General features: G+C 40.7%; 15 protein-coding genes. All 15 read left to right on the top strand.

What is annotated here, in order from left to right; translation table 11 throughout:
• The first annotated feature begins 118 nt into the window (after window positions 1-118).
• The 15 genes from DAHG_RS00530 (at window position 119) to DAHG_RS00600 (ending at window position 14,642) form a co-directional block, all read left to right on the top strand.
• Complete coding sequence (locus tag DAHG_RS00530; RefSeq protein WP_022936361.1) at window positions 119-949, top strand: hypothetical protein; 831 nt, start codon at window positions 119-121, stop codon at window positions 947-949.
• Between the two features lie 160 nt (window positions 950-1,109).
• Window positions 1,110-2,141 (top strand): M15 family metallopeptidase, encoded by a 1,032-nt coding sequence (locus DAHG_RS00535; protein WP_022936362.1) that lies wholly within the window; start codon window positions 1,110-1,112, stop codon window positions 2,139-2,141.
• A complete protein-coding gene (locus DAHG_RS00540; protein WP_022936363.1) occupies window positions 2,138-3,322 on the top strand; it encodes a CapA family protein in 1,185 nt (394 codons plus the stop codon). Before DAHG_RS00535 ends, DAHG_RS00540 begins: the two co-directional genes overlap by 4 nt.
• A 2-nt stretch (window positions 3,323-3,324) precedes the next feature.
• Entirely contained in the window at window positions 3,325-3,906 is a 582-nt protein-coding gene (locus DAHG_RS00545) for an O-methyltransferase (protein ID WP_022936364.1), read from the top strand.
• Between the two features lie 62 nt (window positions 3,907-3,968).
• Entirely contained in the window at window positions 3,969-4,646 is a 678-nt protein-coding gene (locus DAHG_RS00550; protein WP_022936365.1) for a ribonuclease E inhibitor RraB, read from the top strand.
• 53 nt (window positions 4,647-4,699) lie between these two features.
• Entirely contained in the window at window positions 4,700-6,034 is a 1,335-nt protein-coding gene (locus tag DAHG_RS18320) for an HdeD family acid-resistance protein (RefSeq protein WP_022936366.1), read from the top strand.
• Between the two features lie 185 nt (window positions 6,035-6,219).
• Window positions 6,220-7,086 carry a PRD domain-containing protein gene (locus DAHG_RS00560; protein WP_022936367.1) on the top strand — a complete coding sequence of 289 codons (867 nt, stop codon included), beginning with the start codon at window positions 6,220-6,222 and terminating at the stop codon, window positions 7,084-7,086.
• A 17-nt stretch (window positions 7,087-7,103) separates the two neighbouring features.
• Window positions 7,104-8,498: a PTS transporter subunit EIIC gene (locus tag DAHG_RS00565; RefSeq protein WP_022936368.1), complete on the top strand. Its 1,395-nt coding sequence runs from the start codon at window positions 7,104-7,106 to the stop codon at window positions 8,496-8,498.
• A 5-nt stretch (window positions 8,499-8,503) separates the two neighbouring features.
• Complete coding sequence (locus DAHG_RS00570; protein WP_022936369.1) at window positions 8,504-8,995, top strand: PTS sugar transporter subunit IIA; 492 nt, start codon at window positions 8,504-8,506, stop codon at window positions 8,993-8,995.
• Window positions 8,992-10,473, top strand: coding sequence for a glycoside hydrolase family 1 protein (locus DAHG_RS00575; RefSeq protein WP_022936370.1), 1,482 nt, complete (start codon window positions 8,992-8,994; stop codon window positions 10,471-10,473). The genes DAHG_RS00570 and DAHG_RS00575 overlap by 4 nt, the downstream gene beginning before the upstream one ends.
• 192 nt (window positions 10,474-10,665) lie before the next feature.
• A complete protein-coding gene (locus DAHG_RS00580; RefSeq protein ID WP_022936371.1) occupies window positions 10,666-11,493 on the top strand; it encodes an energy-coupling factor transporter ATPase in 828 nt (275 codons plus the stop codon).
• Complete coding sequence (locus tag DAHG_RS00585) at window positions 11,469-12,323, top strand: energy-coupling factor transporter ATPase (protein ID WP_022936372.1); 855 nt, start codon at window positions 11,469-11,471, stop codon at window positions 12,321-12,323. The genes DAHG_RS00580 and DAHG_RS00585 overlap by 25 nt, the downstream gene beginning before the upstream one ends.
• On the top strand, window positions 12,320-13,117 hold the full coding sequence (locus DAHG_RS00590; RefSeq protein WP_022936373.1) for an energy-coupling factor transporter transmembrane component T family protein: 798 nt from the start codon (window positions 12,320-12,322) through the stop codon (window positions 13,115-13,117). Before DAHG_RS00585 ends, DAHG_RS00590 begins: the two co-directional genes overlap by 4 nt.
• Window positions 13,114-13,854, top strand: coding sequence for a tRNA pseudouridine(38-40) synthase TruA (gene truA, locus DAHG_RS00595; RefSeq protein ID WP_022936374.1), 741 nt, complete (start codon window positions 13,114-13,116; stop codon window positions 13,852-13,854). The genes DAHG_RS00590 and truA overlap by 4 nt, the downstream gene beginning before the upstream one ends.
• Before the next feature lie 2 nt (window positions 13,855-13,856).
• The gene (locus DAHG_RS00600; protein WP_022936375.1) at window positions 13,857-14,642 is read left to right on the top strand and encodes a histidinol-phosphatase; all 786 of its coding nucleotides are present in this window, start codon (window positions 13,857-13,859) and stop codon (window positions 14,640-14,642) included.
• Window positions 14,643-14,735: the final 93 nt, after the last annotated feature.

Consider the following 14,735-nt stretch of genomic DNA (forward strand, 5'->3'; position numbering starts at 1 on the left):
GCTGTCTTTTTTTGTGTGTTTTGATTTTGATAGTGCTGGACGAGCGAGATTCTTATAATTATAATGTAAATATAGGAGTGGATGGGATAAAGTACAAAGGGAGGAGAATTAAGCCTTTATGATGAAGAAATTCAGTACGATTATCAGCAGGATATTTATCCTTTTAATTGGTGCTTTCTTATTTAGAATATATATATTTTCAAGTGGATGGGAAACCCTGAATGTACTCATTGAAAACACAAGAGGTCCCTTCTACGCAGATGTTTTGATTGATAAAGAGCTAGTTTTAAATGAGCTGCCACAGCAATATTTAGGTGATGATTTATTAGAGGACACCCACAATGATTTGCTGACCCTTAAAGATTTTGAATATGAAGGAAAGAAACCAATGCAAATGAATACTTACATTGAAGGGAATTGGAAGCTTGGTCCTTATGAATGTAAGAATACAAAGAATGGGTGTTTATTTTCAACAGATTCCCGGATGCCTGAGACGGTACAGCTTGTACTCATGGATAAAGATCATAAATTCTATGTATCAGAACCGATAACAGAGACACTGGATAACTGTGTAAAGATTGATTTCAATACCATGAAGGTGACCTATAATCGCAACCATATACTAAAATTCATATCCCCGCTATTATGGCTTTTACTGAGTGGAGAATTCATCGTTAGTATCATCCTAGCGAAACGAAAGAGTGAACGCGGTACAGAGTATTTAGGCAATGATAAATTAGTTGAGTTTTTCTTCTATGTGCCATATGCTATGAGTATAATCTTCCTCATACAACATGCTTATGAGCTAGATTCATTATCCATTATTATAGGGTTAATGTTAAATATATTCTATGTCATGCAGAGTGATGATGAGGATGTAGCTCTTTGGATAGCGGCAATTAATTTCTTGATTGCGATGCTCTGTTCATTTCTATTACCGATTTTCTAACAAGCTATATTAAAAAAGCGTATTTTACATGGCTGAATCCATAGGAGAATACGCTTTTCTATTTCTTAGGCCGAGCCGCAAACTTTCTTTAAACACACATTCCAGCATTCTCATGCGATATTTAGATGCCTTTGTGGTATACTGTTTAATAGGTGATAAAATGAAAAAACTTCTTGTATTAAGTATGCTTCTGTTACTGGCAGGATGTAAGGGTGAACCAGCGATTGAAGGCTTTACTGAAGATCAAATGGCAGAGCTGGGGAAGCATGAGGAAGTATTGAATAAAGTAAGAGATCAATGTGAATATCAGGAGTCGGTCAGATTGATGATGGATGCCGGTGCATTTAATGCGGATGATGTAGAGCTTTATTGTCAGATACCGCTGCGGGCTGAGCTGGTGCCGTCGCTGACTACTTTGGTTACCGCTGGTTATGATGCGGATCAGATTAAAACCCTTTTTGATTTGAATTTCTATCGGCCGGAAAATACTGCCCGCTATTTGAATTATGCGGCTGATAATCCACAGTACAGCTTGGAAGATGTTGTAGTAAGAATCAATATCGGTTTAGATGTGCCATTCTTTACGAATACCCATGTCATTGAGGATACGAGCGATTTCGGCATGCTGATTAATAAATATAATGAATTGCCGGAGGGCTATGAGCCAGCTGAATTGATGATAACCCCAAGTCCATGTACGATTGGTTTTCATTTTTCCTGTTCATTTAATGATCCGCAATATGTGGAAAAGACAGCGGGTGAGCATTTTCAGCAGTTAGTTGATGCGGCAGCTGAAGCTGGTATCAAGATTAATGCAATTGCATCGTATCGTTCCTATGACTATCAATACAACCTCTATCATTATTATCTGAATGAGCAAGGTCAGGAATATGCCGATCTATATTATGCAAGACCAGGACAGAGTGAACATAATTCAGGACTGGCAATCGATGTGACAATGAATGATATGAATTATAATGAAATAGAGCTGGGCGCTGATTATCCATGGCTGCTTGAGCATATGGCAGATTATGGCTTCATCCTTCGTTATCCTGAGGATAAGACTGAATACACCGGCTTTGGTTATGAATCATGGCATCTGCGTTATGTCGGTGAAGAAATCGCCAAGGTTGTGATGGAGAACAATTGGTGTCTGGAAGAATATTATGCGAGAATGGATGTGACAAAATGAAGAAATTAAAAATATTGCTTGCTTTATTTGTATTATGCGGCTGTCAGTCAGCACCAACTGAACCTGATGAAGTTACTGACCCGGTAGTAAAAGAGGAGACACCACCTGAGAATCAAGATGTTGTTGTGCATTTCAGCGGTGTGGGTGACAATTTGATTCATGATTCAATTTATCGTGATGCGGATCGCCTGGCGGGTGAAATGAATGATGGCCTTTATGATTTTTTGCCGATGTATGAAGATGTCAAAGATGAAATTGAGAAATCTGATTTAGCATTCATTAATCAGGAGACAATTTTAGGCGGTGATGAGCTGGGACTGTCAGGGTATCCGACCTTTAATTCTCCGCAGTGCCTTGCTGAACAGCTGCCGGCCTTTGGTTTTAATATGATCAATCACGCGACCAATCATGCGCTGGACAAGTGGGAAACCGGTGTCAATAATGCTATTTCATTCTGGCGTCAGCAATCTGGTATTGTGATGGCAGGGATCTATGATTCATGGGAAGATCGTGCCGAGGTTAGGGTGATTGAAAAAAATGGCATTCGTTTTTCCTTTCTGGCTTATACTTATGGCACTAACGGCATAGAATCTTATGCCGGTTATGCGATTCCATACTTTGATGAGACAGCGATCCGCGAAGATGTAGCGCGCGCCAAGGAAGTCAGCGATGTAGTAATTGTATCGGCACATTGGGGGAATGAGAACCAATTTGAACCAAATGAATTTGAATATGAATATGCACAGCTTTTTGCTGATCTGGGCGTCGATGTTGTTATTGGTACCCATCCGCATGTTATTCAGCCGGTGACATGGGTAACGGGTGCTTCAGGTAATAATACCTTGGTCGTTTATTCCCTGGGAAATTTTATTGGCGGAATGCTGGATATGTATAATAATTTATCTGGAATGATTTCCTTTGATTTCGTAAAAAAAGCGGATACAGAAAAGATTACCGTAGAGAATGTAAAATGGATACCGCTTGTTTGTCATTACGAGGGAGATGCCAATGATATTATGAATACACGATTAAATTTCAAAGTATATAAGCTTAAGAATTATACCGATGAACTCGCCAGTCAGCATGGACTTAATGGCTATGAGGGACAAGTGGTTACGAAAGAGGCCTTCAGTGCACGGACTCATGAGGTAATTGGTAATATCATACCTATCGAGGAGTAATTATGGAAGCGTTAATTAAAGAGATGGAAGCATATGCGGCAGAAAATCATGTGCCGATCATGCAGCAGGAAGGCATAGAATTTTTTCAGAAGCTTGTTGAGAAGGAAGAAATAAGGAGCATACTAGAATTGGGGACCGCCATCGGTTATTCAGCAATCCAACTGGCAAGGCTGCATCCAGACATTCATGTTGTTACGATTGAAAGAGATGAAGAACGATATCAGCTGGCTGTTGAAAATGTGAAGCGCAGCGGGTTAGAGAAGCAGATAACATGTATCTTTGATGATATCATGAATGTGGAATTAAGTGATTCATTTGATTGTATCTTCATTGATGCGGCCAAGGCACAGTATATTCGCTTCTTTGAACGCTTTGAAGCAAATCTGAAGCCCGGCGGTGTCATCGTCAGTGATAATCTGAAATTTCATGGCTTGGTCGGCGCACCATTAATTAAATCACGCAATCTGCGTTCTCTGGTACGCAAAATTCAGGGATACATTGATTATTTAAAAACGCGTGATGATTATGAAACGGTATTTTATGAATGCGGTGATGGTGTAGCGGTAAGTCGTAAAAGAATTTAAGCGAACTTCTTCCATAATCAGTAAAATGTGTTACAATAAATAAAAGAAAGTGGTGATTCAAGATGAAAAAAGCATTAACTACGATTGCAATCTTAGGTGGTATTGCCGCTGCGGTTGCCTATAAATTAAAAAAAGATGAAGAAAAAAAGATCATGAAACTTGAACAGGAGCTTCTTGACGAAGAAAATAGTACAGAAAATCACGAAGCAGAGGCGGATCAGGAAGCTTGCTGCTGTGAAGCTGAACCAGAAGCAGCCTGCAGCTGTGCGGAAGAGAGCTGCGGATGTGATGAAAGCTGTACTTGTGAAGAAGGCTGCGCGTGTGAAGATGAAGCGGCATGTAGCTGCGGTGATGAAGAGGCATGTGCCTGTGAAACAGAAAAGTGTGAAGCAGCAGATCCTCAGTATCCATATTTAAGTGCTGATGATAAAAAACGCATCGATGAAATCAATCAGGAAGTAATTGCAAATCTGGAAGAAAACGGTGATGTTCATGAAAACGAACGGCCTGTCCAGCATACGGTCGTTTTCACTAATCTTGATGATTTAGAAAACTATAAGACAGCGGTTATCAATAAAGGCTTTGTCGTAACAAAGGGCGAAGGAGCACTTGAACTTTATGTACTGCACATTGCGCCAATTGATCGCATTCAATTGATTCAAAATATTTATTATCTAGCTAATCTGGCATTAGAAATGCACGGTGTATACAAGGGCTGGAAAAGCCGCGTAAGCTACTAGAATCAAAAAAAGGCGAAAGCCTTTTTTTCATTCGATCAGGGGAGGTGAAGGTATTGCTGAAGAAACGGCTGAATATCGGTTTCATGTTTGTGACAGGAGCTGTGTTATTATATTTGGGTGTTATTTTTATTACGAATTGGGCATCGGCTTTGAAGCTGACTTATCAGTTTTTCAGTATTGGTATAGTTATCTTAACCCTCTCTTCAATTGGTTATCTTTGTATCAATCGCTGGAATAGCCGAAAATCGGCGCTGCTGATTCAAGTGATTGGCCTTATTATCGTTGGTCTTATTTGTTATGGTAATGTTGAGCGGCTGATGGCGTTGGTACCGGTTGTGCTTGGCTTCTGGCTGCTTATTTTAACGGTTGTCAAAGGCATTACCTCCTATTTGATGCTGCATGATCATCTGCCATATGCCCGCTCGCAGGTATTTATGACCATTCTCTATCTGCTGAGCGCGATCGCGTTAATTTTTAACCCAAGTGATTATTCACTGGAAGTAATCATCGTCTGCGGAGCGTATTTTATCTTATATGGAGCGTTTTTCGTATTCCGTGCGCTGACTGCATTGATTCCCGAATCGGTGATTGAAGATATCGACAATCGTTTTCAGTTAGCGATTCCAACCATGGTTGGCGCATTGCTGCCGCCGCATTTGATGAAGGTTATTTTATCCCGTTCAGAATCAGATCAGCAGCGTGAGGAATTTGATGTTATTAAAAAGGATCTGAAAAGTGATCTTGAAGTCATCGTCCATGTTGCCAAAAGCGGCCCGGCACAGCTGGGACACTGTGATTTAAGCTATCATGGCACACTGCTTTCCTATGGCTGCTACGATCCTCATGTTCGTTATCTATTTGGTACCTACGGTGATGGTGTGGCTATTTTAGCTCCTAAAGATGAGTATTTATATAACTGTCTGAAAAATGAGAATAAGGTGCTTGTGACCTTTGGCTTAGTATTAAATGACCGTCAAAAGGAACAGCTGAATCAGTCACTGTTAGAATCCTTCGCTAAGTTTGAACCCTTTAATTCAGATGAAGAATTAAAACGGCAGGGAATTGAGCCAAAAGGAATCTGCGATGATTATTTAAGCCGTGTTACCCGTAATGTACATAATTCACACTTCTATAAAATTAAAGAGGGAAAGTTTAAAACCTTTTTTGTCTTTTATACAAACTGTGTTTCCTATGTTTCCAAGCATCTCAGCAAGATAGGCTTCTCAATCCTTGATTTCAGCGGTATTATCTCACCAGGTGCTTATTATGATTTTTTAAACAATGAATTTAAAAGCGGCAAAGGCTGTGTGATTTACCGCAAGGTATATACGCCTAAAGATGCATGGCAGTTTAAAACTCATGAAAGAGAGGACAAAACTGATTTGTAGAAGAAATCATATTTTGTTATTGACAAAATGTAAGCGTTTTAGTAAGATGTAAGTGGACAAAGATAAATCGGTTTTGTTACTTAATCAAGGTTATTAAGGCAAACTCCAAAGTTGATTGTAAAGCAAGCAATCATGATGGGGTTTGCTTTTTTTATGTCCTATGGAAAGGAGTGGTTAAGAAAGATATGATGAAAAACCAATTAAAAGTGAAACGAGTAATCAATAACAACATTGTCATCGCGGAAAACTTCAAAGGCCAAGAAGTTGTCGCAATCGGCAAAGGGTTAGGGTTCAAGAAAGATAAGCATGATATCATTTCCGAAAATGAAATCAGCAAGACTTTCATTTCATTAGATAATCAAAACAAGCAAAGACTGCTGACATTATTTGATGAAGCTCCTTATGAAATTATTGAATTAACTCAATCAATTATCGAAATGGCACAAAATGAACTGCATGCGACATTTAATGTCAATTTGGTAATTGCTCTGGCTGATCATATCAACTTCAGTGTCAATCAATATAAATCTGGTTTTGATTCCTTTGCTTTAGTAAATGAAGAAGTCAAGCGATTTTATAAGGATGAATATGAAGTAGGTAAAAAGGCACTGAAAATGATTAATGAAACTTTAAATATTAATTTAAAGAAAGAAGAATCAACCTCTATTGCTTTCCATTTAATAACCGCTACTGAAAATAAGACCAACCGAGAAGCATTGAAAATCATGAAAGCTGTGAGTGAAATCATGAATATCGTTGAGACAGATTTAAGTATCGTTGTTGATGAGGATTCAATGGCTTATTCACGATTTGTAATTCATCTTAAGTTTTTCATGAGAAGGGTTTTATTTGAAGCAACAAAACCATCGGATGAATCATTAGGGGATATTTATTCACAGATTCAGACGGGGCATGATGAAGCGAATCTTTGTGTCGATAAGATTGCCGAATATGTATCAGAAACTTATAACTGCAGTGTCAGTGATGATGAACGATTATATCTGATTATTCATGTTGAACGGCTGCTTAAACAAGCCAAGCATAACCAATAACTTGGAAAGGAGAAAATATGGCTAAGATAGAACCTTTAAAGCTTGCATCCGATATTATTGAAAGAGTCGGAGGTACAGCTAATATTCAGACGGTTTCACATTGTGTTACCCGCTTACGTTTTGTGTTGAAGAACCGAAGTCTTGCAAAGGATGAGGAAATAAAGAAACTGAATGGTGTTTTGGGAGTTGTTTATGGTTCCGGACAATTTCAGGTAATTCTGGGTGAAAATCTATTTCCGGTCTTTGATGAGATTGAAAAGCATTATGATATTCAGACGGGGGATGTCGTTGATGAAAATCATACGGAGGATTTGAATTTAAATGCTGAACCAGTAAAAAAGAATGTAAAGTATTACTTCCTTAAAGCGATTCAATTTATGTCAGCGTCATTAACGCCGTTTATCACTGTTTTATACGGTGCTGGTATGATGCGTGTTGTATTGTCACTGGCAAGCTATTTCAATCCTGATCTGGCTGCGACAACAACCTATAAGATGTTTGATTTTATTGCTCAGACACCGTTCTACTTTATGCCGATTCTGGTAGCTTACGGGGCTTCTAAGGTATTGAAGTCAAACCCGGCATTCTCTATCACATTGGCAGCGGCCCTGCTTTATCCTGGCTTTGTCAGCTTAACGGCGGCCGGTGAAGCAGTGACGATGCTGGGCATTCCGGTTACTTTGATTGGTTATTCAAGCACTCTGCTGCCGGCGATTTTCTTATCCATCATGGCTGCATATTTAGAGAAGTTCTTCTATCGAGTAATACCAGGTGTCTTGCGAAGCGTTTTCGCGCCGCTGTGTATTTTCTTAGTGGGTTATCCAATTACGATGATCGTATTAGGCCCTGCCGGTAATATCGTGGGCGGCTGGATCGTTAATGTCATTGTTTGGATTGAATCATTAACCGGCGGAATGGCACCTGGTATCATAGCCGCAGCTCACCCATTCTTAGTTCTGATGGGTGTTAATATGCTGATGGTACCGCCGATGACCGAATTGTTTACCGCTCAGGGATTTGATAATGTATTCCGTCCGGGCTGGATTCTGCATAACATTGCGGAAGGCGGTTCCTGCTTCGCGGTGATGATGCGTACAAAAGACGGCGATTTAAAATCAACAGCTTTATCGGCAGGCATCGGCGCTTTAGTTTCAGGCGTTTCTGAACCGGCATTATATGGTATCGGCATTCGATTTAAAACACCTATCATCGGTGTAGCTGTCGGCGGCTTGGTTGGCGGCGCGGTTGCCGGTCTGATGGGCGCACGGGCCTATTCAATGGGTTATTCAAGTATTTTAGGGGTAGTTATCTTTGAAGATACAATTGCTGCGATTCTGGTTGCTGTTGCTGTTGCATTCATTATTTCCTTTGTGGTGACATTCTTATTATTTAAGGATGAATCTAAAGCTTAGCTTGAATGTTTGATTTTTTAAATAAAGCAGCATTGCCGGCTAACGCAATTGCCGCAGCAGCAACTGGAAAGCTGATTCCGCTGGAAAATGTAAAGGATGAGGTATTCGCTCAGAAAATGCTGGGTGAAGGTGCCGCCATCATACCAGATAGTGAAATCGTCGCCGCGCCGATCAGCGGCAGAATATCGATGATCTATCCAACACTCCATGCCTTTGGCATCACATCCAAGACGGGGCTGGAGGTTCTTGTCCATATCGGAATCAATACAGTAGAACTTAAGGGGAAAGGGTTCAAATGCTATGTCAAAGAAGGCGAGCAGGTACATTGTGGTGATAAGATTGTCCGCTTTGATTCTTATCTGATGAATCAGGAGGGCTATGATATGTCCATTATGATCTTGTTTCCCAATTGTCAGCAGGAATTAAAGATTATTAAAGAGGGACATGTAAAAAGAGGTAAAAGTATTATTGCTGAAATAGGAGGAGAACAAAAATGAAATATTCAAAAGATTTAATTATACCTGAAGATTTTCCAAAGGGCTTCCTTTGGGGCGGCGCTACGGCTGCCAATCAATATGAGGGCGCTTATATGGAAGACGGCAAGCTGCCTTCAGTGGCTGATGTACAGCCGCACGGTGTCTTTGGTTATCCGGATCGTAATGCAAAATATTATCCAACTCATGGCGGTATTGATTTCTATCATCACTGGCAGGAGGACATCAGCGAGTTTGGCGAAATGGGCTTTAATGTCTATCGGACAAGCGTCGCATGGACAAGATTATTTCCAACCGGTGAAGAGGAAGAACCCAATGAATTAGGTCTGCAATTCTATGATCAAGTATTTAAGACATGCCGGGAAAAGGGCATGGAGGTGATGGTTACTATCTCTCATTATGAAATGCCGCTGCATTTAGCTGATAAATACGGGGGCTGGAAGAGCCGTAAAATGATTGATTTCTATACCAAGTTTGTTAAAACGATGGTTGAACGCTGGCATGGTGTTGTAAAGTATTGGCTGACCTTTAATGAAATCGGCAATAATATTCATAAGATGGAATGGATGACTGCTGGTATTGATCCTAAAACAAGTACATTAAATGACGTTTATCAAGCGAGTCATCATCAATTTGTCGCCAGCTCATTAGCGGTAAAGATTATTCATGAAATTGATCCTGAAGCAAAGGTAGGCTCAGTCATTGAGTATAAGACAATCTATCCGATGAGCTGTGATCCTAAGGATTCAATCGTCGTATTAAAAGAAAAACAACGCGGTTATTTCTTCTCTGACGTACAGGTGCGCGGCCAATATCCGGGTTATGCATGGGAATATTTCAAAGAGAATGATATTAACATTGAATATACTGATGAGGATATGGCGATTATTAAACAATATCCGGTGGATTTCTTAAGCTTTACTTATTATCGTTCAAGAATTGCTTCTAAAGATTATGTTGAATCAGTACAAAAGGAAACCAATACTTCGGATAAGGAAATTCATGGCGATACAGCGTACCGCGGTGATGATAATATTGTTAATACCGGTAAGACTAATCCATATTTAAAGCTGACCCCTTCCGGCTGGTCAATTGATCCAGATGGTTTATATCTTGCGTTAGTTGATTTATATGATCGTTATCAGGTTCCTATCTTTGTTGCTGAGAATGGCTTAGGCATAAAAGAAACATTAGTCAATGGTACCGTGAATGATACATACCGGATGGAATATCTGCGTGATCATGTGATAGCAATGCAAAATGCGATTAAAGATGGCGTTGATTTATTTGGTTATGCATGGTGGGGCCCTATCGATATTGTCTCAAATGGTTCCGGACAGATGTCGAAGCGTTATGGCTTTATCTATGTAGACCGCAATGATGCCGGTGAAGGAACACTGAAACGTTACCGTAAACAGTCTTTCTATTACTATAAGAAGCTGATTGCATCAAATGGCAGGGATCTGACAATTCCTGAATAAGACAGCGAAACCGTTTTCAATAATGAAGACGGTTTTTCTTCTGGATGGATAAAATTCAGGCGCTGCTTTACTTTGCGGTAATAATTTGCAGGAAGTGTTCAAAACAGCGGTTATTCGCATGATTTTACAACTAAATATTTGTGAAGTAACAAAAAACGTTGTATAATAAAGTGCAGACTGCGAGGTGTTTTAATGAATAAAATTACAGTTAGAGACTGCACATTTTCTTATGATAAAGAACACAATGCAATAGACGGCATTTCTTTTGATATTGAAGCGGGATCTTATACAACCATCATTGGTCATAACGGCAGCGGTAAGTCAACGATTGCCAAGCTGCTGATTGATCTGCTGGTTAAGGACAGCGGTTCAATTCAAGTTGATGGACTTGAACTGAATGATGAAAATGTATATGCGATCCGCAGTAAAATAGGTATTGTATTTCAAAATCCGGACAATCAGTTCATTGGCGCAACGGTTGCTGATGATATTGCGTTCGGCCTGGAGAATCACTGCGTAGAGAGCTCAAAGATGCAGGGCATCATTGAGAATTTTGCGGCTAAAGTAAATATGCTGGATTACTTAAACAGTGAGCCGACACGGCTTTCCGGCGGTCAGAAACAGCGGGTGGCGATTGCCGGTGTATTGGCGATGAATCCAGAGATTATTATTTTTGATGAGGCAACCAGTATGCTTGATCCGCAGGGTAAGGCAGAAATCAACGCGCTGATTCATGAGATTCATGAACAGAATCACCTAACGGTTTTATCGATAACGCATGATATTGAAGAGGTAGCCGGCAGTGATCATGTGCTGGTATTTGATCAAGGTCACAAGATTATGGATGGCAAACCGGCAGATATTTTAAAACGGAAAAAGGAATTGATTGATTTAAAGCTTGATATCCCTTATGCGCTGAAATTTGTTCATGCATTACAGGATGAGGGCGTAGATATTGATGAGGTAATTACGATGGAAAGGCTGGTGGATGAATTATGTCAATTGAAATCCGCAAGCTAAGTCATATTTATAATGAGGGTACAACTTTCGCGTCCGTAGCCTTAGATGCTATTGATTTAACGATACAGGAATATTGTATGACGGCGATTATCGGTGAAACCGGCAGCGGCAAGAGTACGCTGGTTCAGCATTTGAATGCTTTATTGCTGCCAAGCAAGGGTGAGATTCAGATCAATGATCGAATCATAAAGGCTGATGAGAAGCCAAAGCAGTTAAAGGCGCTGCGTAAAAAGGTAGGTTTGGTCTTTCAGTTTCCTGAATATCAGCTGTTTGAGGAAACGATTTTAAAAGATGTCAGCTTTGGTCCTAAGAATTTTGGGGCCAGTGAAGAAGAGGCTGAACAGCGCGCCAAAGAGGTGCTGAAGGTTGTCGGTCTTGATGAAAGCTATTATGAAAAGAGTCCTTTTGAATGCTCCGGCGGTGAGAAGCGGCGGGTGGCGATTGCCGGTATTTTGGCGATGGACCCAGAGATATTAGTGCTTGATGAACCAACGGCGGGCCTTGATCCTAAGGGCGCTCGAGATATGATGCAGCTGTTTGTTGATATTCAGAAAAATTATCATAAGACAATTTTGCTGGTAACGCATGATATGGAACACGTATTGTCCTATTGTCAGCATGTGGTTGTGCTATCACATGGTAAAATCAAGCGTGATTGTGATGTGAAGACATTCTTCAGTAATGTTGATGATTTAAAAGAGATGAAAATTAATCCGCCGGCGGTAATCCGTCTGCGCGAGGCTTTGCTGGCAAAAGGATTTAAGCTTGATCCTTCATTGCTGGATATGGAAGAGCTTGCCAAACAGGTGGCAAAAGAGGTGAAACGATGAAAAATTTTGCCTTGGGACGTTATCTGCCCATTGATTCTGTTATGCATCGTTTTGATCCGCGGGCAAAAATTGCCGCTATGCTGATATTGATGATTGCTATCTTTATTCCGGCGGGTTTTATCGGTTATGGATTAATTGGCGTTGTTGTATTGCTGGGCATCTATCTGGCAAAGATGAAATTAAACTTTATCTGGAATGCCATGAAGCCGATGTTTTTTATGCTTGGTTTCCTGCTGATTATTAATATGCTGGTCGTTAAGACAGGAACGCCGCTAATTACCGTATTTGGGTTTACGGTTTATTCTGACGCTCTGTCACAGACGTTCTATATTGTGGTGCGTTTGGTGCTGATGATTACTATTACCACCACGTTGACCGCAACGACTAAGCCGCTTGATCTGACGATGGGGTTGGAGGATTTAATGTCACCTTTAAAGAGGTTTCATGTACCGGCTCATGAGATTGCGATGATGATTTCAATCGCGCTGCGTTTTATACCGACGTTGATTGAGGAAACTCAGCGAATCATCAAGGCACAGGCAAGCCGCGGTGTGGATCTTGACGAAGGAAAGCTGAAAGAGAAGATTATGGCGATTCTATCCCTGATTGTGCCATTATTTGTTTCTTCCTTCCAGCGCGCGGAGGAATTGGCGAATGCGATGGAGGCCAGAGGGTATGTGCCGGATCATCAGCGTACGCGTTATAAGCAGCTTGTGATGCAGCGAAAGGATACGATGCTGATTGTCTTTGCTTGCTTTGTCTGCGCGGGCATGATTGCCTTGGCGGTGTTATGATTGTAAAGTGTATTGTGGCCTATGATGGATCGATGTATTGCGGATGGCAGGTACAGCCTGGTTCACCCTCAATCCAGGAAACGATTGAAAAGGCTTTAAAGAAGATGCATAAAAGAGAGGTCAGCATTGTCGGCAGCGGCCGCACGGATACTGGTGTACATGCTTTAGGACAAGTATTTCATTTTGAAACTGAATTGAAGCTGACGCCCTTCCATTGGTGCGCGGCGATTAACCGTCTGCTGCCTAAATCGATTCGCATACAGGACGCGCAGGTTATGCCTGATGATTTCCATGCTCGGTTTGATGTTGTCAGCAAGCGGTATGATTATTATGTGACCAGAGATGCGGACAACCCCTTTATTCAGAATTATATGGGTAAAGAAAGACGGGAGTTGGATCTTGAAGCGATGCGGGAGTGCGCGTCAATCTTTGTCGGCACCCATGATTTTACTTCCTTTACGAGTAATAAAATTCATGCTGAGAAAAGCCGAGTGAGAACGATTACTCGGGTTGAGGCAGAAGCATATGAATCAGGCGTGCGGATGATTTTTGAAGGTGATGGCTTTTTGCGCTATCAGGTGCGGATGATGGCACAGACACTGATTGAAGCCGGTTTGCATCATGAGGATAAAGATAGCATTTTAAAAATGCTGGAAGCTAAGGATAAGCATGCGTGTCATTATAAGGCAGAGGCGTGCGGGTTATATTTAGTAAAGGTTAATTACGAGGAGGAATGAAGATGAAGGCGAATTATCATACGCATACAACACGCTGTCAGCATGCGAAGGGCAGCGATGAGGATTATGTTTTAAGTGCAATTAAAGCCGGTTATGATGAATTAGGCTTTTCAGATCATGCTCCATGGAAATATAACAGTGATTTCCATCCGACAATGCGGATGGAGCTGAGTCAGTTTGATGATTATAAGCGAAGCATTTTATCCCTGAAGGAAAAGTATAAAGATCAGATCAGTATTAAGCTGGGACTTGAGGTTGAATATTACGAGCAGTATATGCCGTGGATGAAGCAGTTTATCAAGGAACAGGAGCTGGATTATATTATTTTCGGCAATCATTTCTATGAGACGGATGAAAATCGTTTTTATTACGGCAGTCATATTATTGATAATCAGACGATGGAGCTTTATCTGAATGATGCGATTAAAGGCATGGAAAGCGGGCTGTATGCTTATTTCGCGCACCCTGACCTGTTTATGCGTTCACTGCGTCAATGGGATGCGCTGTGCGATTACGCGGCTCATGTGATCTGTGATAAAGCAAAGGAATTGGATATGATTTTAGAATATAATATTGCCGGTAAAATGGTTTCTGAACAATTGGGCAGAGAGCAGTATCCACATCATCGTTTCTGGGAGATCGCAGCGGATACCGGCTGTAAGGCAATCGTTGGTATGGATGCTCATGATAATCTGAATCTGGAGAAGAATGAATATTATGACAATGCCAGAGCTTATTTGAAAAAATTAGGCCTCGAGGTAGTCGATACGATTCAATTTCTGCGTTAATTGTGTAAAATAAATACATAATTATCTTGACTTTAAGGGGTTTAGCATTTATAATATTAAAAGGCACGTTTATGCCTTTGTAGCCCCGGAAAC

Source organism: Dielma fastidiosa, assembly GCF_000313565.1.
In the GTDB taxonomy this organism is placed as follows: Bacteria; Bacillota_I; Bacilli_A; order Erysipelotrichales; family Erysipelotrichaceae; genus Dielma; species Dielma fastidiosa.